Annotated in this window: 23 protein-coding genes and 1 pseudogene; 7 read left to right on the forward strand and 17 right to left on the reverse strand. The window is 71.0% G+C overall.

All coding sequences use genetic code 11. The features are described 5' to 3' along the window. Positions 1 to 99 precede the first annotated feature (99 nt). Positions 100 to 711: an alpha/beta fold hydrolase gene (locus ACIRA5_RS31590; protein WP_403696417.1), complete on the forward strand. Its 612-nt coding sequence runs from the start codon at positions 100 to 102 to the stop codon at positions 709 to 711. Between the two features lie 222 nt (positions 712 to 933). On the opposite strand, the gene ACIRA5_RS31595 is transcribed toward ACIRA5_RS31590, so the two are convergent. The 9 genes from ACIRA5_RS31595 to ACIRA5_RS31635 form a co-directional block, all read right to left on the reverse strand. Next, entirely contained in the window at positions 934 to 1,149 is a 216-nt protein-coding gene (locus tag ACIRA5_RS31595) for a hypothetical protein (RefSeq protein ID WP_403696419.1), read from the reverse strand. A gap of 353 nt (positions 1,150 to 1,502) precedes the next feature. Next, on the reverse strand, positions 1,503 to 2,177 hold the full coding sequence (locus tag ACIRA5_RS31600; protein WP_403696421.1) for an SDR family oxidoreductase: 675 nt from the start codon (positions 2,175 to 2,177) through the stop codon (positions 1,503 to 1,505). A gap of 174 nt (positions 2,178 to 2,351) precedes the next feature. Beyond that, complete coding sequence (locus ACIRA5_RS31605) at positions 2,352 to 3,584, reverse strand: NAD(P)/FAD-dependent oxidoreductase (protein WP_403696423.1); 1,233 nt, start codon at positions 3,582 to 3,584, stop codon at positions 2,352 to 2,354. 352 nt (positions 3,585 to 3,936) lie between these two features. Beyond that, positions 3,937 to 4,434 carry an Ohr family peroxiredoxin gene (locus tag ACIRA5_RS31610; protein WP_352050244.1) on the reverse strand — a complete coding sequence of 166 codons (498 nt, stop codon included), beginning with the start codon at positions 4,432 to 4,434 and terminating at the stop codon, positions 3,937 to 3,939. Further along, on the reverse strand, positions 4,431 to 4,610 hold the full coding sequence (locus tag ACIRA5_RS31615; RefSeq protein ID WP_403696425.1) for a hypothetical protein: 180 nt from the start codon (positions 4,608 to 4,610) through the stop codon (positions 4,431 to 4,433). Before ACIRA5_RS31615 ends, ACIRA5_RS31610 begins: the two co-directional genes overlap by 4 nt. 131 nt (positions 4,611 to 4,741) lie before the next feature. Then, complete coding sequence (locus tag ACIRA5_RS31620) at positions 4,742 to 5,521, reverse strand: methyltransferase (protein WP_403696426.1); 780 nt, start codon at positions 5,519 to 5,521, stop codon at positions 4,742 to 4,744. A 151-nt stretch (positions 5,522 to 5,672) separates the two neighbouring features. Further along, positions 5,673 to 6,935 (reverse strand): 2-oxo acid dehydrogenase subunit E2, encoded by a 1,263-nt coding sequence (locus tag ACIRA5_RS31625; RefSeq protein WP_403696428.1) that lies wholly within the window; start codon positions 6,933 to 6,935, stop codon positions 5,673 to 5,675. Positions 6,936 to 7,024: 89 nt separating this feature from the next. After that, complete coding sequence (gene aceE, locus ACIRA5_RS31630; RefSeq protein WP_403696430.1) at positions 7,025 to 9,709, reverse strand: pyruvate dehydrogenase (acetyl-transferring), homodimeric type; 2,685 nt, start codon at positions 9,707 to 9,709, stop codon at positions 7,025 to 7,027. A 111-nt stretch (positions 9,710 to 9,820) separates the two neighbouring features. Then, complete coding sequence (locus tag ACIRA5_RS31635) at positions 9,821 to 10,561, reverse strand: SDR family oxidoreductase (RefSeq protein WP_403696433.1); 741 nt, start codon at positions 10,559 to 10,561, stop codon at positions 9,821 to 9,823. 300 nt (positions 10,562 to 10,861) lie between these two features. Between ACIRA5_RS31635 and ACIRA5_RS31640 the strand changes: the two genes are divergently transcribed. Then, complete coding sequence (locus ACIRA5_RS31640) at positions 10,862 to 11,248, forward strand: cupin domain-containing protein (protein WP_403696435.1); 387 nt, start codon at positions 10,862 to 10,864, stop codon at positions 11,246 to 11,248. Between the two features lie 43 nt (positions 11,249 to 11,291). Continuing rightward, complete coding sequence (locus tag ACIRA5_RS31645) at positions 11,292 to 11,846, forward strand: DUF5134 domain-containing protein (RefSeq protein ID WP_403696438.1); 555 nt, start codon at positions 11,292 to 11,294, stop codon at positions 11,844 to 11,846. Between the two features lie 60 nt (positions 11,847 to 11,906). On the opposite strand, the pseudogene ACIRA5_RS31650 reads toward ACIRA5_RS31645, so the two are convergent. Then, positions 11,907 to 12,553, reverse strand: a pseudogene (locus ACIRA5_RS31650) (aldehyde dehydrogenase); the annotation flags it as partial. A gap of 59 nt (positions 12,554 to 12,612) precedes the next feature. After that, entirely contained in the window at positions 12,613 to 13,158 is a 546-nt protein-coding gene (locus ACIRA5_RS31655) for a carbonic anhydrase (protein WP_403696440.1), read from the reverse strand. Between the two features lie 85 nt (positions 13,159 to 13,243). Between ACIRA5_RS31655 and ACIRA5_RS31660 the strand changes: the two genes are divergently transcribed. After that, a complete protein-coding gene (locus ACIRA5_RS31660; RefSeq protein ID WP_403696442.1) occupies positions 13,244 to 13,675 on the forward strand; it encodes a TetR family transcriptional regulator C-terminal domain-containing protein in 432 nt (143 codons plus the stop codon). A gap of 153 nt (positions 13,676 to 13,828) precedes the next feature. On the opposite strand, the gene ACIRA5_RS31665 is transcribed toward ACIRA5_RS31660, so the two are convergent. The 4 genes from ACIRA5_RS31665 to ACIRA5_RS31680 all read right to left on the reverse strand — a co-directional run bounded on the left by ACIRA5_RS31665 (position 13,829) and on the right by ACIRA5_RS31680 (position 17,828). Next, positions 13,829 to 14,338, reverse strand: coding sequence for a hypothetical protein (locus tag ACIRA5_RS31665; RefSeq protein ID WP_403696444.1), 510 nt, complete (start codon positions 14,336 to 14,338; stop codon positions 13,829 to 13,831). A gap of 153 nt (positions 14,339 to 14,491) precedes the next feature. Continuing rightward, positions 14,492 to 15,424, reverse strand: a complete 933-nt coding sequence (locus ACIRA5_RS31670; RefSeq protein WP_403696446.1) for an SGNH/GDSL hydrolase family protein — start codon at positions 15,422 to 15,424, stop codon at positions 14,492 to 14,494. A 96-nt stretch (positions 15,425 to 15,520) separates the two neighbouring features. Further along, positions 15,521 to 16,747: a PP2C family protein-serine/threonine phosphatase gene (locus ACIRA5_RS31675; RefSeq protein ID WP_403696449.1), complete on the reverse strand. Its 1,227-nt coding sequence runs from the start codon at positions 16,745 to 16,747 to the stop codon at positions 15,521 to 15,523. A gap of 64 nt (positions 16,748 to 16,811) precedes the next feature. After that, on the reverse strand, positions 16,812 to 17,828 hold the full coding sequence (locus ACIRA5_RS31680) for a zinc-binding alcohol dehydrogenase family protein (RefSeq protein ID WP_403696563.1): 1,017 nt from the start codon (positions 17,826 to 17,828) through the stop codon (positions 16,812 to 16,814). Positions 17,829 to 17,973: 145 nt separating this feature from the next. Between ACIRA5_RS31680 and ACIRA5_RS31685 the strand changes: the two genes are divergently transcribed. From ACIRA5_RS31685 to ACIRA5_RS31695, 3 genes are all read left to right on the forward strand, one after another. Beyond that, positions 17,974 to 18,771 (forward strand): VOC family protein, encoded by a 798-nt coding sequence (locus ACIRA5_RS31685; protein WP_403696452.1) that lies wholly within the window; start codon positions 17,974 to 17,976, stop codon positions 18,769 to 18,771. A gap of 177 nt (positions 18,772 to 18,948) precedes the next feature. Beyond that, entirely contained in the window at positions 18,949 to 20,004 is a 1,056-nt protein-coding gene (locus ACIRA5_RS31690; protein WP_403696454.1) for an ArsR/SmtB family transcription factor, read from the forward strand. Continuing rightward, entirely contained in the window at positions 19,985 to 20,704 is a 720-nt protein-coding gene (locus ACIRA5_RS31695; protein WP_403696455.1) for a ribonuclease H, read from the forward strand. Before ACIRA5_RS31690 ends, ACIRA5_RS31695 begins: the two co-directional genes overlap by 20 nt. 513 nt (positions 20,705 to 21,217) lie before the next feature. Here the strand turns inward: ACIRA5_RS31695 and ACIRA5_RS31700 are convergent. Both ACIRA5_RS31700 and ACIRA5_RS31705 read right to left on the reverse strand, forming a co-directional pair. Continuing rightward, entirely contained in the window at positions 21,218 to 22,042 is an 825-nt protein-coding gene (locus ACIRA5_RS31700; protein WP_403696456.1) for a tyrosinase family protein, read from the reverse strand. Positions 22,043 to 22,076: 34 nt separating this feature from the next. Next, complete coding sequence (locus ACIRA5_RS31705; protein ID WP_403696457.1) at positions 22,077 to 22,460, reverse strand: tyrosinase family oxidase copper chaperone; 384 nt, start codon at positions 22,458 to 22,460, stop codon at positions 22,077 to 22,079. Positions 22,461 to 22,636 lie beyond the last annotated feature (176 nt).

The raw sequence follows: 22,636 nt of genomic DNA on the forward strand, positions 1-22,636 counted from the left end.
CCTCCTCGGCGCGGCCCTCCCCGGCCGTGCGCCCACCCCTCACCCGCGCTTCCGTCCGACCGGACGGATGAAGCAGTCTCCATTCCGAAAGGCCCTGCCATGCAACGACCTTCTCTGCCCCGACGCGCCCGCGGCCCTCTCTCCCTCCTGGCCACGGCAAGTGTCGCCGCGGCTCTGCTCGCCACGTCGGTCGCGCCGGCGAGCGCCGGCAAGGGTTCTCCGCCGCCCGGCCGAAAGCGGACCGTCGTTCTCGTCCACGGCGCGTTCGCCGACTCCAGCAGCTGGAACGGTGTCGTGCAGCGGCTGTCGAGGGAGGGCTATCCGGTCGTGGCCGCGGCCAACCCGCTGCGCGGGCTCGGCATCGACGCCGCCTACCTGAAGGAGGTCTTGGCCGAGATCGACGGGCCCGTGGTGCCGGCGGGACACTCCTACGGCGGGTCGGTCATCAGCGACGCCGCCCAGGGTGTGAAGAACGGCAAGGCGCTCGTCTGCATCGCTGCCTTCCTGCCGGAGAAGGGAGAGAACGCGGTCGAGCTGTCGGGCACGTTCCCCGGCACCGAGGACCGCAGCATTCCTCGGAAGGCCCAGTACTTCACGGCCGACCGTGCCCACGCGTACACCACCGAAGTAAGGACGTCGCACGCCGTGAGCGTCTCGCGGCCGGGTGAGGTCGTCCGCGTCATCGAGGCGGCGGCGGGAGCGGCGCGCTGACGCGGCTTCAAATTCTGTGCTGAGGCGGCGAGTTGGCAGCCCACCCTTCGTTGCCCGCGTGCCCACGCCTACGACGCGCCGGCCGCCCGGTGTGTCACGCAGAGTCCGGGAACGCAATGATCCCGCCCGATCGGAAGGATCGGACGGGACTGGACGGGACCGGAAGGAGCGGACAGGATCGCCGGAGTCATAGTCGTCCGGGCGCCGACTCGTGAGCGGAGCTCAGGGCGCGCCGCAAGGGTGTGGTGACGCGGGCGCCTTCTCGGCTGCGGCGGCCCGAAGCTGCCTCAGGGCGTCGGACACCGACTGCATCTGTACGTCGAGCAGTGCGAGGGTGCCTCGCAGTTCGGAGATGTGGGCGGTGAGAGAGACGGCCTCCGCGGCCAGAGACCGCGCGAGGTCCGCGACGGAGAGCGGGGCGGGGGAGGTGGTCGTCATCGTGTGGTCCTGTCTCGGCGGGACGGCGGGAGAGAGGGCTGGTGTGGATGTGGCTGGTGCGGAAGTCCTGACGTCAGGCGGTGGCCCGATCGGCCCGGATGGTCCTTGATGTGCGGGTTCCCTTGAAGTCGGGCCCTCTGAGGTGCTCGTCGCGTTCCGTGATGCCCGTGTCCGGGCTCTCGGTCCGCTCACTCGCGTGGGCCTCCGAAAGCAAAGGCCGGGAACCGTCGAGTTCGAGCAGTCCTTCAACGGAATCGAAATTTCCGCCATGTAGACAACGGTCAATCGCTGGTACCGGCTGAGGCGGAAATCCGCGACGGGGTGGCTCTGTCGACGGGCCATCCCGGGAACGCTCACGCCTGCTGCTGTGCGAGCCACTGCGTGAAGCGGGTGTCCGCGATCCGCGCGTCGGGGCCGGGCAGCAGGGTGGTCTTCTGCAGCTCGGCGCCGAAGTACCTGGCGTGCGGGCCGGTCACCACGGTGCGCGGGTCGTTCTTCGCGGCCAGCCCCTTGCGGATGACCTCGTCCAGCTGGAACGTGTCGGAACCGGACATCTCCACGACGCCGTTGACGGGGGTGCCGAGGGCCGTACGGCCCACGGTGGCGGCCACGTCGTCCGAGTGGATGGGGCGGATCGTGGCCGGGGCCAGCCGTACGGTGTCATCTTCGGTCGCTTCGGCGGCGATCCCCTTCATGAACTCGAAGAACCGCGTGGTGTGCACGATGGAGAACGGGATCCCGGACGCCTTGATCAGCTCCTCTTGCGCCTGCTCGGCACGGAGGCAGCCACTGTCCTGGAGGTGCTCGGCGCCGACCACCGACAGGGCGACGTGGTGGGTCACACCGGCCTCGCCCTCGGCCTTGAGGAGGCTGGCGGTCGAGGTGCGGAAGAACTCCATGGCGTCGTCGTCCGCGAACGAGGGGGAGTTGGACACGTCGACCACGACCTGTGCGCCCTCCAGGACCTCGGCGAGACCCTCACCGGTCAGCGTGTTGACGCCGGTTCCGTCGATGACTACAACCTGCATGATGCAATCCCTCTCGGAAGGCTCGGCGGATACGTTTTGGTCTTCATCAGGTAAAGACCGGGTTGTCACCGTGGTTGTGACAGCCACCCGCAAGAATTTCGATTGCTTGGTCCGTCACTGACTCCGAGCCGGACCGCGGGGTGTTCGTGACAACCCGGGGCCCGTGGCGGTGCGTCAGGGCAGAAGGCTGCCCAGCGGGACGGCGGGATCGGTGAGGGCGGCGTCGTCGAGCTCGGCCCCGGACTCGATGAGCGCGCGGATCGGGTCGATGACGTCCCATACGTTGACGCTCATCCCCGCGACGACGCGGTTCCCCGACATCCAGAAAGCGATGAACTGGCGATTGTCGGTCGGGCCCCGGAAGAGCACACGGTCGTTTCCGCCGGGTTCGGTGTGGCCCGTGTACTCCATGCCCAGGTTGTACTGGTCCGTGTAGAAGTACGGCAGGCGGTCGTACACGGCGTGCTCGCCGAGCATGCTCGCCGCCGCCGTGCGGGGCTGGTGGAGTGCGTTGGCCCAGTGCTCGACGCGCAGATGACGGCCGTACCGAGGGTGGTAGGCGTTGGCGACGTCTCCCGCGGCGTAGATGTCGGGCGCCGAGGTGCGCAGATGCTCGTCGGCGACGATGCCGTCGCGCACTTCCAGGCCGGCTTCCTGCGCGAGGCGGACGTTCGGCGTGATGCCCACACCCACGACGACGGCGTCGGCCGGCAGGTGGGTTCCGTCGGCGAGCAGCACGCCGTCCGCGCGGCCGTCGCTCGCGGTGATGCGCTCGACCTCCGCATGGGGGTGCAGGCGCACTCCGTGTTCCGTGTGGAGACCGGCGAACACCTGGGCCGCCTCCCGGCCCAGGACCTTGTGCAACGGCAGCTCGGAGTGCTCGAGGACCGTCACCTCCGACCCGGCCAGGCGGGCGGCGGCCGCCGTCTCCAGGCCGATCCAGCCGCCGCCGATCACCACGATCCGCGCGCCTTCGGTGAAGGCGGCCTTGAGCCGATCACTGTCGCCGACCCGGCGCAGGTACAGCACGTTCTCCAGGTCGGCTCCGGGGACCGGCAGACGGCGCGGCGTCGAGCCGGTGGCGAGCAGCAGCCTGGCGTACGCGATGCGTCGGCCACCCTCCAGTTCGACCAGTGCCGCGCGCGGGTCGACGGTGCGCACGGTCGTTCCGAGCAGCAGGTCGACGTCGTGGTCGGCGTACCAGTTCTCGGGGTGGACGTAGATCGACTCGCGGTCCTCCTTGCCCAGCAGATAGCCCTTGGACAGCGGGGGCCGGATGTAGGGCCTCTCCCGTTCGTCACCGATGACGAGGAGGCGGCCGTCGTAGCCGCGTTCGCGCAGGGCCTCCACGGCCGTGCCCGCGGCCAGGCCGCCTCCGACGATCACAAAGGGATTCACACCAGACATGGAGTTCCTCGTTTCCGGTCGTGCCATGGCGGGAGGCATGGTGCGTGACTCAACCTTCAGACCGAGTGATCACCCATCTTGTGACAGGAGCGGCGGGTGCGAGCGTGAGGTCAGGGCAAGCGAGGATCACACTGTTGTCACACTTTTACGTGTTGCTTGGTCATACAGGTGCCGAGAGGGCTGCGCCGGTCAGCCCCGATGACAGCGAACGTCCCCAGGGGCGCCGCCGTCCACCGTGACGGGGGCGCGGTCCGGGCGGACGCCGGCGACATCGCCGACGCCCTCCCGCACCGCCACGGCGGCCGGGTCCGCGCGGCCACCGGTGTCGGCGAACGGTGGTCGGCAGCCCGCCCTAGGAAGCCAGCCTGATGGTGGTCGGAGTGCCGCGCCACGCCATACGCGCGTAGGGACAGAGCGAGTCGGCCTGCTCCAGCAGCGGGGTCGCGATCTCCGGATCCACCTCCGGCCAGTTCACCACCAGAGCGATGTGCAGCAGATAGCCGCCGTCGTCCGGATCCCGCCCGAAGGAGACGGTCGCGTCCACCGAGATGGCGGCGGGGTCGAGTTCTTCCTGGCGCGCCACCAGGCTCAGAGCTCCGTGGAAGCAGGCCGCGAAACCGGCGGCGAACAGCTGCTCGGGATTGGTCGCCCGGCCGTCCCCGCCGAGTTCGGCGGGCATGCGCAGGTCGAGATCGAGGGCCCCGTCGGACGAGACTGCCCGGCCGGAGGCGCGCCCGTGGGAGGCGACGCCGCCGCTCACGGTCACGGTCGTCGTGTAGATGGGGGAGAAAGCCGTGCCCACGTAGTCCTTCTCCGTGGACAGGTTCGGCAACGGGAACTGCTCGGTCACAGGATGACTCCGGCGTTGTCGTGGCACGTGCACGGGCCTATGCCTGGTGACACGTACAGATAGGGCAGGGACGCGGTGGGGACGCCGCCCGCGGGTGGGGGGATCTTCTCTCGGCCGGCGAGGCAGAACTCCCGTTGCCGGGCGGGCGCCTGCGCGTCGCTCACGACATGTGTCACGTTGCGCTGTCCTTCGGTCAGGGGACATCCGGATTCCGTATGGCTGGTTGACCGACGAGTACGCGTTCTTGTGACATCCGGGCTGCCACGAGGTTGTGGGCGAGTGGCATCCCTGCCCGGAGGGGGGTCGGTCATCCCGGCGAGCCGGGCCCTGAATCGTCGAGAGCGAGGGCGAGCACGGACTCGTCGGTGGGGTCGGGCAGCGGCTTGAAGCCGTGCGCGCGCAGTTCGCCGATCACTTCCGCGCGCGAGGCCGGCCACATCCAGAACGTCTCCGTGTGCTCGCGCAGTACGCGCCGTCCCGCGCGCACCCAGTAGTCGAACCGTGCGCGGATCCGCGCACCGTCGGCCGACATCACCATGCGCCCTCGGTACTCGTGCCGGCCGACCCGCTGCGCTGGGAAGTGACGCACGACGTCCTTGCCGGGGAGGCGAGTTGGCGGGAGCTGGAGGAGGAGCGTGCCGCCGGGGACGAGGGCGTGGGCGAGCGACGGCCACAGGGCGCGGCGCACGGCAGGCGTCAGACAGGCGACGGTGTTGTGGCAGACGGCCACGTCCGCGACGTCGTACAGCCCGGCCCGGTCGAGCGGGTGGGGATGAACCGTGACGCGTGTCCTCGACTCGGCGGGCAGCGAGGCCAGATGTGTCATCAGGGAGGTCCGCATGGCCCGAGCGGGTTCGACGGCGTGCACGCCCACCCTGGATTCGCGCAGACTCATCCACGTGACACGACCGGTTCCGGCGCCCACATCCAGGACGCCGAGGCGGGCACCGCGCACGGCGTCGCCGTAGAGGTGGTGGACCCGTAGCTCGTCCTGCTGGGCCTGGAGCACGTCGTAGAACTCGGCGCTGACGGCGTACTCGTTCAGCGCGGGCGCAGGATCCGGCGCCCGGGAGATGAATGTGTGCATACACATCAAGACCGGCGATACTCCGCTTTCGTGACAACCGTGTGTTCCGGCATGGAACCGACGCACGCGCCGCGAAGGCCCCCGTGCCATGAGACGACCGGGGCCTTCGAAGCAGCGCGGATTCCGCTGCCAGGCAAAGCGGATTGCGACGTCAGGACCGCGTGACCGGCATGAGGTCCGCACCGAGGGCGTCGGACTCGAGGATCGTTTTGACAGTGCCGAGATAGCGGGCCGCGTCGGCACCGTCCACCAGGCGGTGATCGTACGAGAGCGACAGGAACACCATGTCGCGGATGCCGATCGCCGCCGAGCCGTCGGCCTCCACGATGGCAGGACGCTTCACCACGTTGCCGACACCCAGCGTGGCGGCCTGGCCGAGGGGCACGATCACCGTGTCGAACAGGGCCCCGCGGGAACCGGTGTGGGAGACGGTGAACGTGGCGCCCGAGACGTCGTCCGGGGTGAGGAGGCCGGTGCGGGCCTTGTCGGCGAGTGCGGTGGTCACGCGGGCGATCCCCGCGATGCTCAGGTCGCCCGCGGCCTTGATGACCGGGGTCGTCAGACCCTTGCCGGTGCCGACCGCGATGCCGATGTCCTCCGTGTCGAAATAGGTGATGGTCCCCGCGTCCGTGTCCAGCCGCGCGTTGACGACAGGGTGGGTCTTGAGCGCCTGGGCGGCCGCCTTGACGAAGAACGGGAAGGGGGACAGCTTGACGCCGGTGCGCGCCGCGAAGTCCTCCCGGGCGCGCGAGCGCAGCCGCATGAGCGAGGTGACGTCGGCCTCGACGAAGGTGGTGAGCTGGGCCTGCTCCTGCAGCGCCTTCTTGAGGTCGTCGCCGATGAGCCTGCGGTTGCGGGTCAATGGGGCGGTCTGGCCCCGCAGCGACGAGGAGGGGGTGGCCGGTACGGGTCGGGTGACCGCCGTGGGCGCCGGGGTCTCGCGCACGAACAGTGGTGGCGCCGAGGGCTGCGGCGCAGAGGGCACGGGCGGTGCCACGTACGGGACCACGGGCGGTGCCACGTACGGGACGGACGCCGGCGGTGCCACGTCGGGCGCGGGCACGGGCGGTGTCGCGTCGGGCGCGGGCACGGGCGGTGCCGCCTCGGGGACGGGCGCCATGGTCTCGTCAGGCCCCGGAGGCTTGAGGTCGCCAGCGGGCAGCGGCGAAGCCTCTTCCGTTTGGCCGATGACGGCGAGCTCGGCTCCGACCTCCACCGTCTCGTCCTCGGTCACGGTGATGCTGATCAGGACGCCCGCGGCGGGGGAGGGGATCTCGGTGTCGACCTTGTCGGTGGCGATCTCCAGGAGAGGTTCGTCGGCCTCGACGGTGTCTCCGACATTCTTGAGCCAGCGCGTGACAGTGCCTTCGGTGACACTCTCGCCCAGTGCGGGCAGGGGAACGGAAACGGTCATGATGGTGCGTGCTCCTTGTGTCGTCGCGGGGCGCCGTCGCACCCCAGGTCCTCGTCCGGCGTCGGCGACCGCAGGCCCGGTCGGGCCGGTCATCCCTTCCAGCCGTAGCGATCGCGGGCCTTGGCGACCATGGCGGGGTCGATCTCGTCGGCCAGGGCCAGTCGGTCCAGCGCCGCGACGACGATGGACTCGGCGTCGACCCGGAAGTAGCGGCGCACCGCGTCCCGGGTGTCCGACAGGCCGAATCCGTCGGTCCCCAGCGACGAGTAGTCCTGCGCGACCCATTGGCTGATCTGGTCGGGTACCTGACGCATCCAGTCGCTCACCGCGAGGACCGGACCCGCGGCCCCGTCGAGCGCCCGGGTGACGTAAGGGACGCGTTCCTCGCCGCGCAGCCGGGCCCGGTCGGCGTCCAGCGCGTCCCGGCGCAGCTCCGTCCAGGAGGTCACCGACCACACGTCGGCGCGAACACCCCAATGCAAGCTCAGGAGTTGCTGTGCCTCGAGCGCCCAGTGGATCGCCGTGCCCGAGGCGAGCAGCTGGATCCGGGGCCCGGTGGTGTCCGCGTCCGCTTCCCGGAAGCGGTACAGGCCCCGCAGGATGCCCTCTTCCACCGCGGCGCCCGGCGGTATGGCCGGCTGGCGCTTGGGCTCGTTGTAGACCGTCAAGTAGTAGAAGACGTCCTCGGGTCGCTCCCCGTACATCCGCCGCAGACCGTCCTTGACGATCACGGCGATCTCGTAGGCGAAGGCCGGGTCGTAGCTCACCGCCGCCGGGTTGGTGGAGGCCAGCAGGTGGGAGTGGCCGTCGGCGTGCTGCAGACCTTCGCCAGTCATCGTCGTACGCCCGGCCGTCGCACCGATCACGAACCCGCGCCCCATCTGGTCGCCGAGCGCCCAGAACTGGTCGCCGGTGCGCTGGAATCCGAACATCGCGTAGAAGATGTAGAAGGGGATCATCGGTTCGCCGTGGGTGGCGTACGAGGTCGCCGCGGCGGTGAACTCGGCCATGGAACCGGCCTCGGTGATGCCTTCGTCGATCAACTGCCCGTTCCTGGCTTCGCGGTAGTGCAGCAACTGGTCGGCGTCCACCGGCTCGTAGTTCTGCCCCAGCGGGGCGTAGATCCCGGCCGTCGGGAAGAGCGACTCCATGCCGAACGTCCGGGCCTCGTCGGGGATGATCGGCACCCAGCGCGGCCCCGTCTCCTCGTCCCGCATCAGGTCCTTGACCAGTCGGACCAGTGCCATGGTGGTGGCCACCTCCTGCTGGCCGAACCCCTTGTACAGGGCTTCGAAGGGTCGCGCGGGAGGCTGCTTCAGCGGCTTGGGGACGACGACGCGCGCGGGGGCGGGGCCGCCCAGAGCGGTGCGCCGGTCGCGCAGATACAGCACCTCGGGAGAGTTCTCGCCCGGATGCCAGTACGGGACCAGGTCGCCGCTGAGCGCGCTGTCCGGGATGGGCAGATCCAGTGCGTCGCGCATGTCGCGGAACTGGTCCATGGTGAGCTTCTTCATCTGGTGGTTGGCGTTGCGCGACGCGAAGCCCTGCCCCAGGGTGTGGCCCTTGACGGTCTGCGCGAGAACGACGGTGGGCTGTCCGCGGTGTTCGGTCGCGGCGCGGTATGCGGCATACACCTTGAGCGGCTCGTGGCCGCCGCGTGACTCCCCGAAGAGATCGAGGAGTTGGGCGTCACTCAGCCCTGCCGCGATGCCGGAGAGCGGGTCACCGGTGAAGAAGTGCGTGCGGATGTAGGCGGCGTCGCGGGTGGCGTACGTCTGCATCTGCGCGTCGGGCACCTCGCCGAGGCGGCGGACGAGTGAGCCGTCGGTGTCGTGGCGCAGGACAGTGTCCCAGGCCTCGCCCCACAAGGACTTGACCACGTTCCAGCCCGCTCCGCGGAAGCGTCCCTCCAGCTCCTGGACGATCTTGGAGCCGGACCGTACGGGCCCGTCCAGGCGCTGCAGATTGCAGTTGACGACGAAGGTGACGTTGTCCAGGCCCTCCCGGGCGGCGAGCGCGAGCGCCGCCGTCGACTCGGGCTCGTCCATCTCCCCGTCGCCGAGGAAGGCCCACACCCGGGAGCCGGACGTGTCCTTGATGCCCCGGTCGTGCAGATAGCGGTTGAAGCGGGCCTGGTAGACGGCGGCGAGCGGGCCGAGCCCCATGGACACGGTGGGGAACTCCCACAGCCACGGCAGCCGCCTCGGGTGCGGGTACGACGGCAGCCCGTGGCCGTCGGCCTCGCGGCGGAAACCGTCCAACTCCCTTTCGTGGAGACGCCCTTCGAGGAACACCCGGGCGTAGATGCCCGGCGAGGCGTGCCCCTGCACGTACAGCTGGTCGCCGGATCCGTCCCGTTCCTTGCCGCGGAAGAAGTGGTGGAAGCCGACCTCGTAGAGCCAAGCGGCCGAGGCGTATGTGGCGATGTGGCCGCCCAGGCCCAGGCGGGAGCCGCGGGTCACCATCGCGGCCGCGTTCCACCGGTTGAGTGCGGTGATCCGGGCTTCCATGGCGAGGTCGCCGGGGTAGTCGGGCTGGGCCGACGCGGGGATGGTGTTGATGTAGTCGGAGCTCAGCAGGGCCGGCACGGGGACGCCGGCCTTCGTCGCGTAGGCGTGCACGCGCCGCAGGAGGTACGCCGCCCTGTCCGGTCCCGCGGTGCGCACGACGGCCTCCAGGGAGGCCTGCCATTCGGCGGTCTCTTCGGCGTCGCGGTCGGGCAGTTGGTCGAGTTCGCTGGTCGAGGGCTCAGCGGGCCGGGCCGGGTCAGTCATGTCGGTCTTTCCTGTCGTGGCGCATGGGGTGAGAAGGAGCCGGTGCCGGCGCGGGAGCCGTGTTCCCGCGCCGGACAGTGGTGGAGAGGGCGCGGGTATTGGCCGCGGCGGTCAGTGCCGCGCGAGCCACTGCGTGAGCGTCTCGTGTCCCGGGTGGGCCGTCGCGCCGGGCAGCAGCGACCGCTCGCCGACCACGGCGCCGAAGAACGGAGCGCGTGTGTCGGTGACCACGCCGCGCGCGTCGCCGTGGGCGGCCTGCAGTTCGGCGGCGAGTTCGTCGAGGCGGTATTCCTCGGGCCCGGCGATCTCCAAGGCACCGAACTGCGGCAATCCGACGGCCACATGGGCGAGTCGGGCCGCGACGTCGTCCGTCGACATGGGGCGGATCAGTACGGGCGCGACGCGGACCTCGTCGGTGTGCGCGGTCGAGCGGGACAGGGCGTCCACCGACTCGAAGAACGGTGTGGCGCGCACGAGGGAGTGCGGGGTCGGCGAGCGCCTGGCCCGCTCCTCCTGCACCGCCTTGGCGCGGAAGTAGCCCTGCTTGATCCGGTCGACGCCCACGAGGGACAGCGCGACATAGTGCTCGACGCCGGCCGTGGCGGCGGCGTCCAGCAGGTTGCCGGTGGAGGCGTCGAAGAACGCGACGCTCGTCGCCTCCGTACGGGAGGGTGCGTCGGTGACGTCCACGACCACATCGGTGCCGTGCAGGGCCTCGGCGAGCCCTTGTCCGGTGATGACATCGACACCCTCGCGGCGCGACACGGGCACGACCTCCACACCGTGGTCCCGGAGCCGGGCGACGGTCCTGGATCCGATCACGCCGGTGGCCCCTGCAACAACGACTCTCATCTGCGTCTCTTCCCGTCAGGGGGTCGGCGACCCCGCGGTTGCGTTCGTGACGGCGACATCAGCCACCCACCACACCTAGGACAGTCGTTGCGTCGCTGTTGTGACACTTTCCGCGAACATGGCCGCGGAGCGCCGACTCCGTGTCACAGATCCACTCACTGCCCGGTCAACAGGATCGAAGGGGTGGGGAGTTCTGCCCCACCCGGCCACCTGATGACTCACGAAAGGTGCACAACAGTGTCGGACCATCACGCAGAGCACATGCACGGAGCCGGCGACCAAGGGGCGACGGAAAGCTGGATGAAGGCGGCGCAGCTGCTGCAGGACGCCTCCCCACTGACGATCCCCGAAGGTGCCTCGGCCATGACCATCCAGGTCGAGTGGGAGCCGGGCGACGCGGGAAGCCCGCCGCACCGCCACTCGGGTCCCGCCTTCGGCTACGTCGTGGAGGGCGCGGTCCGCTTCGAGTTGGAGGGCGAGCCCGAGCGGGTGGTGGAGGCCGGCGGCACGTTCTGGGAGCCGGGCGGCGACGTCATCCACTACCAGGACGGCAACGCGCTCGGTGACGCGCGGACCCGGTTCGTCGTGACCATGATGTGCGCGCCGGGCAAGCCCATGCTCGAACTCGTCTCCAAGGAGGAGCTGGCGCAGCGCGCCCATCTGCGCGCCCCGCGGCCCACCGAGTGAGGCGCTCGATGGATGGCCGCCGCGCGGGAGGGCACGCCGGGCGATGAACGCCGCCGACACCGTGCACGCCCTGCTGACCGCGCTGTTCGTGGGCGCGGCAGGCTACGCCGTGCGGCATGCGTGCGCACCGTCCGGCGGGGCGTGGCGCGGCCGCGTCGACCATTTCCTGCACGCCGCCATGGCTGTGGCCATGGCGGCGATGCCGTGGGGGCCGGTGCCGTCGCGGATGGGACAGACCGTTCTCTTCACCGCCGCGGCCCTCTGGTTCCCGCTCACCCCCGTGCGCAGGGCCGGTGAGTCCCGCTCGGCGGCGACGGTGCGGCGACTGCCCTCCGCGCTCGGCATGACCGCGATGGTCTGGATGCTGCGCACCGCGCACGCCCCGCACGCCCTGCACCACGCGCCACCCGCCGGATCACGGGTGGCGGTCTTGCTGGCCCTGTGCCTGCTCGTCTGCGCGCTGTGGTCGCTGACCCGGGACATGCCCGTACTGCGTGCAGGACCGGGGACCTCGGCGGTACTGCGGTCCCCGTACGGTCACTTCTGGGACGGGTCGATGGCCCTGGGTGCGGCGGTCATGCTGGTCATGCCGCACTGACCGGCACGACCGCCGGCGCCACGTCACCGTGCGCCCCCCTTTGCCACGTCGCCCTGCGCCGATGACGGCCTTGCTGCGCATCAGGAAGTCGGACAGACAGCTGTCGTGGGGCACTCCGGGCGCCATCCAATGGGTCGGGTGATCGCCGATGTACAGGTTGGCGACGGTGGGCTCCGCCAGCGGCTGCTCCAGGAGTGCCTGGTCGCGCGTCAGTGCCGACAGCACGAGCGTGTCACGCAGCGGGGCGATGCCGTCCGACCTGCTCCAGGGCGCCACCCACGCGCAGGGGAAGGGGAGTTCGGTGCGCAGTGGGACGGCGCCGGCGCGGTCGACCTGGTGGACGGCGGGGCGCAGCACGGCACTTCCGTCGCCGTGCGGCCCGGCCCCTGGGGCAGCACCCTGGGGTCGTGGGCGTAGTGGGCGACGACATCGTCGCCGCCGTACACGATGGCCCGGTCGGCTCCGTCTACGAGGGTGTCGGCGGCGTGGTGGCCGGTGGGCAGGAGTACGACCTGGTCCTCGCCCACCCCTGCCTGACGCAGCGCCCCGACCAGCCGGTGCGGTGTGAACGGCTCGCGTCGCGAGGGGCGGACGGCGACGCGATACCCCAACGCCAGCGCCTCCAGCCACAACCGGTGCACGCCCGGATGATTGCCGGAGGCGTTGACGGCGAACACCTCGCCGCGCCGCGCATTACGGGCTTCCGGCGGCCAGGGTATGGGCCGGCAGGTGGTGGAAGGCTGTGACGACAGGACCTAGCCCTGACCTAGCCCGGCTCGACGACCGTGGAGAGCAGCCCCGTCTTCAGGTCGTAGGCGTAGCCGCCGACCTTGAGGTTCCCGATGCTGCCTGCGAGCGCGGGGGCCGTGCGGAGCTTCTCGACGTCGCTGCGCACGGTCGCGGCCGGGTCGAGCACGGCCATGGCGGCGGCGGTGTCCTCGTCGTAGCCGCCGCGCGCGGCGTAGCCCCGGCGCAGATCGGCGTCCGCGAACAGGGCGGAGCCGCAGTCGGTGTGGTGGATGATCGCGACCTCGAACCAGTCGGCGTCCGGGGTCTTGTTCTCGTGCAGGTGGCAGATCCAGGCGAGGTCACGCACGACGGATTCGGTGACGCGGCCGCCGATGTTGCGGGCCACGATCGCCTCGCCGAGCTGCACGCCGACGATCGCCGCCGGTTCCACCCGCGGATCCACGCAGATGAGCAAGTAGAGCTGCTGGAACGGGATGAAAGGGATCTCGGGGACCCGGAGCTTGGCGTCGGTGGCCGCGAACGTCTCGTTGCGCTGCAGGTAGGCGGCGAAGTTGGAAGACACGGAGAACCGCTCCTCTCAAGAGAGGCGAGGTAGATGTAACGTTCGTTCTCTCTAGGTCGAATCTACTCGGGGCCGCGAGGCGTACTTGCGGGCCACCGACACCGACCTGCGCGCCGCGGTCGGCGTCGCTCTTGACCAGGGCACCGCGCAGCAGGCCGCCGCCGCTCTGCTCGAGCTGATAGGCCAGGTCACCTGCTCCGCGGGCTTCCGCGGCTGCCACTTCATCAACGCCTCGGCCGAATACCCCGACCCCGAGGACCCGGTCCGCGTCGCGGTCGCCGAGCACCGCGCCTGGTTCCAGGATACCGTGACCCGCCTCGCCGAACGCGCCGGGCACCCCGACCCGGACTACGCCGGACGCGCCGGGCACCCCGACCCGGACTACGCCGGACGCGTCCTGGTGCTGCTGCACGACGGCGCACTCTCGGCGGCCGAACTCGACGACCCGCAACAGGTACGCGACACCGTCATCCGCGCCGGGCGCGAGCTGCTCCGCCTCGACGCCTCAAGGTCGTGACTCGAACGAGGTACAGCCGACAGGCCGTGGAGAAGAGAAGAACCCGCTCCTGACCAGTGACCGAAGGTCGGTTCCCACCCCCGCACCAGGGCGGACAGCGGAACCGGGCGGCGTTCGAGGGCGGTCCGCAGGTGCGGGTTGCCGCCGTAGAGCTCATCTCCCTCCTTCGCCGCCGCGGCCGTACTCCTGGCCGCCTTCCTGTGCCTCCAGGCCTGCGCCGCCGACCCGATGATGCCGCTGTGCCTCTTCAAGGACCGCACCCGGTCGCGCAGTTATGCCACCCTGTCGTTCATCGGCGCGGGCATGTTCGCCACGTTCCACCCCGTCACGACGGGCCTCGGCCTGGGGATGGCCGCGGGCATCAGCACCAAGCTGGTCACGCACCTCGCGCCGCGCCTGATCGCCGGTCCCGGCCTGCTGGTCGCGGCCGTGGGCATGCTCAGTGGCGTCTCCCACCAGGACACCGGCGTCGCCTCCGCACTGCTCAACACCGCCCAGCGGATCGGCGGCGCGCTGGGCCTCGCCATCCTGTCGACGATCTCCACCTCCGTGGCCGACGACAAGCTGTCCGAGGCGGCCGGCTCTCTCTACCGGGGCCTGGCCGCCGAGGACTTCGCCGACGCGGGCGGCGCCCGACGGCCCTGGATCGTCTCCGTCCACCACGGACCACCGCCGCGCTCCCCGTACGCCGTCACCCCGCACGGCAACGCCCTCCCCACCCCGCTCGCCGCCCTGGAGGTCCGGGCCGAGGAACACCTGCCGCCGCACCCCGACCGACCCCGCCACAAGACCCTGGCAGGGCAGCCCCGAGGACCGTCAGCCGACGCGGTCCGCTATCACCCGGGTGATCTCGCGCGTGATCCGTGCGATGCCGGGGGAGCGGACCGGGCAGGGCTTCGGGGTGGATGTGGTCGGCGCCAGGCAGAAGTGCAGATAGTCGTCGTCGCGGTGGAGGGCGGCACGGTCGCGGCCCGGCTCGGTGCAGTACGACGGATGGTCGTGCTCGTACGCGGTGCACGGCAGGTACTGCGCCCACGTGTAGCGGGCTGTCGCCGGGCTCACCGTCCTCCCGGCGTCGGCGACCAGGTCGTGGGAGGCCGCGGCCCGTGCCGCGTAGAGCGCGTTCACGGTCCGGATCCGCTCGGGGGTGATCGGGTCCGGACCCTGCGACACCCAGACGATCCGGGGCCGTCGGGCGCCCCCCGCGTCCGCGATCTGCTCGGTCAGCCGCTGCATGTCCGCCGCGTACCGCTCGAAGTACGTGGCCGGTTCCTCGGCGTACGTGATGCCGTCCATACAGGGCGTGTAGCCCCAGGAGTTGCCCCAGAACTGGAGCACCACGAAGTCCGGACGCAGCGAGCGCACCAGCGCGGCGGCCTTCGCCGCGGGCGGTACGAGGGATCGCTCCCCGGTCCCCTCCAGGTAGTCGCAGAGGGTGGTGCCGGAATAGGGGGCGCTCGTGTAACGGGCGTTCACCTGCTCCCGGAGCGACTGTCCGAGCACCTTCTGGCTCTCCATGGCGAGCGAGTCCCCGAGGTAGACAACGGTGGGCGCCTTCGCCGTTGCGTCAGCTGCCGTGGGAGTCGTGGGTGAGGCGGCGGGGCGCTGGGCGGTGGTCGTGGTCGGTGACGGAGCGGCCGTGGGCAACGCGGGATCCGGCGGCGACTGCTCCGGCCCCGACGCGGGATCCCCGCACGCACCGAGCAGCAGCCCGGCCAACAGCACCCCCACGATCCACGGCCTCCGCATGAAGCAACCCCCGCCCCGCCCGCCGAAAGGGGTCCCCAGGCAAGCACAGCGGGCCACAAGGGGGAAGACGTACGTCGGTCACGGCGGCGTCGGGCCTCAGGCCGGGGGACGGTGGCGGATGCGGGCTGCCAGCAGCGCCACGTCGTCCTCCGCGTGCCGGGCGTCGAGCCCTACGAGGACCCTGTCGAGGGTCGCGTCGACACCGGTCCCGGGAGGCAGTCGCAGCCCGGCCAGCCGGGCGAGCGAGGCGTCGATGTCCTCACCGCGCCGCTCCACCAGACCGTCGGTGAACATCACCAGGGTGTCCTCGGGAGCGAGCGCGCGCATGACCGCCTCGTAGCCCCCCACGCCGGTGCCCAGCGGCGGACCGACCGCCAGTTGAAGGAGTTCCCCGGTGCCGTCCCCGGCGAACACGACCGGCGGCAGATGCCCGGCGCTGGCCAGCGTGGCCGTGCCCCGGGCCGGGTCGACCTGGACGAGCAGACAGGTCGCCGGACGCCGGGCGCTGTCCTCGGAGACGGCCGCGTCCAGGCGGCGCAGCACCCGGTGCGGCGGCAGATCCGTCGAGGCGACGTAGCGCAGCATCGAGCGGTACGCGTTCATGTCCACCGCGGCGTCCAGACCGTGCCCCATGACGTCGCCCACCACCAGCAGGGTGCGCCCGAAGTGCAGCCGTACGGTCTCGAACCAGTCCCCGCCCACCAGGACGCTGCTGCCGGACGGCAGATAGCGGGTGGCGAGGTCGAGGTTGGGATGCGGGCGGCCCGGTTCGGACAGCAGCGCCCGCTGCAGTGAGAGCACGGTGTCCCGTACGGCGTCGTGCTGCCGTGAGTGGCCGAGGTGGACGGCCGCGAGCCGTGCCGCGTAGTGCGTGACGGCGGTTCCCCGGTCGCTGAAGGCCCGCCCCTGCCGGACGGCCAGCAGCACTCCGAACAGGTGGCCGTGTGCCAGCAGCGGCACCGTCATGACCTCCCGGGGGACCGTGCCGGACAGGTCGAGCGACGCCGTGATCGGAAGCCCCTCGTCGAGCGCCTGGACGGACAGCGGGCGGGCGCCCTGCGGGGTCCAAGGGGCGAGCAACTCGGCCCGGCCACCCGTGGCGACACGGGTCAGGTTCGGCTCGTGCGCGTGCTGCGCGGCCGGGACGTCCGTGGGCAGCAGATCCACCGCGGCGGCGTCGCAGACCTCCCGGCACACGAACTCCGCGAGCTCCTCGCAGGTGGTCCGCTCGTCCAGGGTGGTGCCGATCGCCTCGACGGCGTCCTCCATCGCGGCGAACGACGCCCCTGCCCCCGTAGCGTCGTCACCGCCTCGGCCCGTCATGCCACCTCCACCGTCGCACACACGTCTGGTTCCATCCACGCACGCGCGTCGCGGGCGCGCATGCTCAGCTGCGCGCCGGGAATTCGTTCACCAGCACGGCCGCCCCGTCGAAACGGCCGGCCTTGAGGTCCCGCAGGGCCCGCTGCGCCTCGGACAGCGGGTAGGCGTGCGTCGTGGCACGTACGCCGTGGCGGGCCGCCAGCGCCAGGAAGTCCCGCCCGTCCCGGCGGGTGTTGGAGGTGACGCTGCGCAGCTCCTTCTCGTAGAACAGGTCGCTCTCGTAGTGCAGCGGCGGGGTGTCGCTCAGATGGATCCCGGCGACCGACAGGATCCCGCCCCGGTCGAGGGCCCGCAACGCGACCGGGACCAGGTCGCCGACCGGAGCGAACAGGATCGCGCTGTCCAGCGGCTCGGGCGGCTCGTCGTACGCGCCCCGGGCGGACGCGGCCCCGAGTTCCAGCGCGAGCCGCCGCGCGGCCGGGTCACGCGTCAGTACGTGCACGGTGACGCCCTGTGCGAGGGCCAGCTGCGCGCACAGATGGGCGCTGCCGCCGAACCCGTACAGGCCGAGCCGTCCGGCGTCCGGCAGCGCGGCCCGCAGCAGCGCGCGGTAGCCGATGATGCCCGCGCACAGCAGCGGCGCCAGCGCGACGTCGTCCACCTCGCCGGGCAGCCGGTAGGCGAAGGCCGCCGGGACGGTCGTGTACTCCGCGTAGCCGCCGTCGGCGTCCCAGCCTGTGTATTCGGAGGCCGGGCAGAGGTTCTCGGACCCGCGCGCGCAGTACCCGCACGTGCCGTCCGTACGGCGCAGCCAGGCGACGCCCACCCGGTCGCCGACCGCGTGGTCGAGCACGTCCTCGCCCGTCGCCGCGACCACGCCGACGACCTCGTGGCCGGGCGTGACCCGGGGCCGGCGCACCGGCAGGTCTCCCTCGCTGACGTGCAGGTCGGTGCGGCACACCCCGCACGCGCGCACATGGACGAGGAGCTCGTCGGCCCCCGGCACCGGGATCGGCCGCTCGACGAAACGCAGCGCTTCCCCCTCGATCGGCCCGGGCCGGGCCACTTCCCACGCGTGCATCATCCCGTGTCCCCGTCCCGTCGGCGACCACCCGAGGCCTCTCTCCAGTGTCGTCCAGGGCGTCCCGCTCGGCGCGCGGCCCGGACGGAGGCTGGCTAGCGTGAAACCGGAATGAACCATAACGAACCGGGAAGAGTGGAACGCCATGGCCGTACAGCCCGAGGGAACGCCCTGCTGGGCGGACGCGATGTTCAGCGATGTCGAGGGAGCGAAGAGTTTCTACGGTGAGGTGCTCGGCTGGACGTTCGGCGAGTCGTCCTCGGAGTACGGCAACTACACCCAGGCCTACGCGAACGGCAAGGCGGTGGCCGCCGTCGTCCCGCCCATGCCCGGCCAGGAGGGCCAGTCCGCCTGGTGTCTGTACCTCGCGTCGCCCGACGCCGCCGCCACCGCCCAGAAGATCCGGGCCGACGGCGGCGAAGTGCTGATGGAGCCGATGCAGGTCGGCGACTTCGGCACGATGGCGATCGCCCGGGACCCGAGCGGGGTCGTCTTCGGAGTCTGGCAGCCCGGCCGGCACGAGGGCTTCGAGGCCCGGGGCGTGCCCGGCGCGTACTGCTGGGCCGAGGTGTTCACCCGTGAACCCGAGAAGTCGGACACCTTCTTCTCGGCCGTCTTCGGATACCGCATGAAGCAGCTGGACGACGACGCCGTCGACTTCAGGCTGTACGACCTCGGCGAGGATCCGGTCCTCGGCCGGATGCGGATGACGGACGACTTCCCGCCCGAGGTCCCGCCCTACTTCAACGTGTACTTCACCGTCGAGGACTGCGACGCGGCGGTCGCGAAGGCCACCGAACAGGGCGCGATTCTCCGCTTCGGGCCGATGAGCAGCCCGTTCGGCCGCTTCGCCGCGCTGAGCGACCCGCAGGGCGCGGCGTTCTCCGTGATCGACGTCAAGACGACCGAGGGCGCGATGCCCAAGGCGACCGACGTGTCCTGAACGGACCACGGATCCCCCACGGACCGGCCCCCCGGAGAATGGCGGAATTTCTCCGGGGCGGACCGGGCCTTTTGCCCCCCGGGCAACCATGCGCATGCGGTTACTCGTCCTTTCTTGTGGTTGCGGCACGTTCGAACGGCCGAACCCCCCACAAGGATTGCGAGCGAAAGAGACCTCATGCTCCGCATTCACTTCACTTCGGACGACCTTCAGAACATTCGAGTGGCCCGGCAGCCTGATCCCCTGTGGGAACTGATGTGCAGTGTCTGCCGTCTGGAAACCGGCCAGGGACCGCTGGAATTCGGACATTGGCGTCGCTCGGCACGGCAACGATTCTCCGGCGATTCGAACCTGGGCCGCGCGCTGCGCCCATTGCGCGCCCTGATCCCCGCCACCGGCTATATTCCGGACTTCCTCACCCCATCGGTCACCGGCGGCGGTCTTTCCGCCGGACTCGACCAATTGCTGCGCACACCGCGTGTGCAACTGGTCCGCGAAGTGTCGCGGCTGGCCGAGTCGCGTCCGGTCCCGAACTGGGCCGCCTCGCTGGGCAGACCGGGCAGCGACGCGCTCAAGGTGCTGGCGAACTCCCTGGGGATCTACTTCCGCGGTCTCCTGGAACCGCACTGGCTGCACATCCGTACGGCGGTTGGCAACGATGTCGGGGTGCGCGCCCGAGCCCTCCTCGACGGCGGCACCCAGGCACTGCTGGAGAGCCTGCGCCCGGTCGCGCGCTGGAATGCCCCCGTGCTCGAAGTGGACTATCCGGTCCAGCGCGACCTGTACCTGGAGGGCCGCGGACTTCTCCTGGTGCCCTCCTACTTCTGCTGGCGCAGACCGACCGCGCTGGCGGACCCCGGTCTGGATCCCGTGCTCGTGTACCCAGTGGCGAAGACTCCGCTCGCCGTCGCGGACGGTACGGACGGCGGGGTCGAGCGCCTGCTCGGCCGCACCAGGGCCGCCGTACTGACCGAGGTCGCCGGACAGAGTGCCCGCACCACCTCCGAGGTGGCCGAGGCCGTGGGGATCGCGCTGCCCAGCGCCAGCTACCAGATCGGCGTGCTGCGCGACGGGGGACTGGTCGCCAGCCATCGTGACGGCAAGTACGTCCTGCACACGGCGACGCTGCTGGGTATGCGGCTGCTCGGCACCAGCCCCCGGATGCGGGAGAGCGTGCTCCGGCCCGTGCGGGGAGCCGCCGCCGGACCGTGGCATGATCGGGGACATGCTTGAACGTGTGGTGGCCGCGTGTGACGGGGCTTCGAAGGGAAACCCGGGACCTGCCGGATGGGCGTGGGTCGTGGCCGACGGCGCGGAGACGCCCACCCGCTGGGAGGCGGGAGCGCTGGGTACGGCGACGAACAACGTCGCCGAACTCACCGCGCTGGAACGCCTGTTGACGGCGATCGCGCCGGACGTCCCGCTGGAGATCCGGATGGACTCCCAGTACGCGATGAAGGCCGTCACGACCTGGCTGCCCGGCTGGAAGCGCAAGGGCTGGAAGACGGCCTCCGGAAAGCCGGTCGCCAACCAGGAACTGGTCGCGCGCATCGACGAACTCCTCGACGGCCGCACCGTGGAGTTCCGTTACGTCCCCGCCCACCAGGTCGACGGCGACCGGCTGAACGACTTCGCCGACCGCGCCGCGAGCCAGGCCGCCCTCGCCCAGCAGCCCGCCGGCAGCGACCTCGGCTCCCCGGAGCCCCCGCCGTCTCCCGACACCCCGGCCCCCTCCGGCGCCGGCCGCCGCCGCACCACGGCCACCGCCTCCGCCAAGACACCCCGGCAGGGCACATCGGCCCGCACGATCAAGGCCAAGTTCCCGGGCCGCTGCGTCTGCGGCCGCTCCTACGCGGCGGGTGAGCCCATCGCCAAGAACGGCCAGGGCTGGGGGCACCCCGAGTGCCGTACGGCCGAGCCCAGCAACGCGTAGTACTCACCCTGCCTCGATCTCCTTCGGGGGCTGTCCGCCGAGAGTTCGGCGGACAGCCCCCGAAGTGCGTGCCGGACACTGGTGCGAAGACGGGCGTAGGGGTGTTCGAGGCGCTGGAGTCGGGGGACCCGCGTCAGCTGGGGCGCTACCGGATCGTGGCGCGGCCCGGTCAGGAGTTCGGCGGGAGGCTGGACAGCTGTCCCGCCGCAAGGGAGTTGATCCACTGGCGCTGCCTGCTCGCCGCCGCCGGGCTGCCAGGCTCGCCCGCCCCGGAAGCTCTGCAGGAGGCCTTGTACCAGGTGGGCGCCCGGTGGCCGCTGGAGGACGCCGTCGTCCTCACCGAGCGCCCCGTCGCCCTGCTGCGTCAGGACGCTACGGACACCACCGCACCGCACGTACGGATCGGGTACGCGGACGGCCGGCAGGTGGAGGACGTCTGGACGAGCGGCGTGGGGTCCCGGTCGCCCCTCCCGGTGAGCAGGGGCGAGCGGGACCGGACCTGTGAACGCGCGGTCAGACGGTGTCGAAGGTGTAGAACGCGGTGTGATCCAGCAGGTCCGCCGGTTTCACGTCGTTCCACGGCTTCATGGTCTCGTCGAGGTCCACGACGTCGGGGGTGCCGGCGAGCGGCAGATAGCCGGAGGCGGGGTGGCGGTGCTGCCAGTCGGCCCAGAGCTTGTCTATGTAGGCGTGGTGCAGCCAGAAGACGGGGTCGTTGGGGGAGACACCGGTGGCCATCTGGCCGCCGACCCAGACGTGCACCCGGTTGTGGAGGTTGACGCCGCGCCACCCTTCGAGGTGATTGCGGAAACCGTCCGAGGAACTGTTCCAGGGCGCCATGTCGTACGTCGCCATGCCGAGCACGGAGTCCACCTCCGCGCGGGTCGGCAGCTCACGGGCACCGCTGCCGAGCGAACGCCGCAGATATGTACGGCTGTCGACGCGCACGTTGATCGGCCAGTTGCCCGCGGAGGCAGCGAAGGGGCCGTCCATCACCCGGCCGTCCAGACTGCGCCCGGTGCCGCCGAGGAAGTCGGGGGCCCACAGGGTGGAACGGGGCGAACGGTCGGTGCTCCAGTCCCAGTACGGGAGGGCGACGGAGGCGTCCACGGACTGCAGTGCCCGCTCGAACTCCAGCAGGAATCTGCGGTGCCAGGGCAGGAAGGAGGGCGAACGGTGGCCCGTCCGTTCGCCGTTGTCCGTGTCGCCGAGGATGAACGCGTTGTGCGTGGTGACGAAGGCGTCGTACCGGCCACTGCGCTTCAGCTGGAGGAGCGCGTCGGTGAAACGCCGCTTCTCGTCGGCGGTCAGGTTCGCCTGGTTCTTGCGTACGGTCATGTGCGGGACTCCACGGTGTGCTGACGGGGCTGGGTCACTGCTGGGGCATGGGCATGCCGAGGGGGACGAGCGGTGCCCCCTGGAGTTCCACGACCGCGGCGCGGGCGGCGGCGCGCGGGGTGGGTACCGGGTCGTAGTGGCTGACGACGCTGATCCAGCTGCCGTCGGCGTTCTGCATCACGTGCAGCGCGACCCCGTCGATGAACACGGCGTACCCGGCGCCGTGTTCGTGATGGTGGCCGCCGCCGGCGGCGGCGCGGCCCGTGATGCGACGACCCCGGTAGACCTCGTCGAAGGCCTCGGACCCGCCGTGGTGTCCGGTGTCCGCGGCCCTGGCCACGGCGACGGTCTGGGTGCCGGCCGCGGCGGCGAGGGCGGCCGCGGCCCCGAGGGCACGGCGACGGGTGAGTTCTGGCATGCGGAGACCTCCTGCGATCAAGCTCGGTCGATGACCCGATATGCCTATCGGTTCGTCGGAGAGCGGGAGAAATCGCCGGATGTCGGTTGGCCGCGATCAGGACAATTAAGTAAATGTCGTGCAAGGTTGAACGAGGATGATCTTGCTGTGGCAGGTGTCCGTGATCGACCGGAAGG

Origin of the sequence: Streptomyces sp. NPDC096311 (assembly GCF_044763085.1) — a bacterium.
GTDB lineage: Bacteria > Actinomycetota > Actinomycetes > Streptomycetales > Streptomycetaceae > Streptomyces.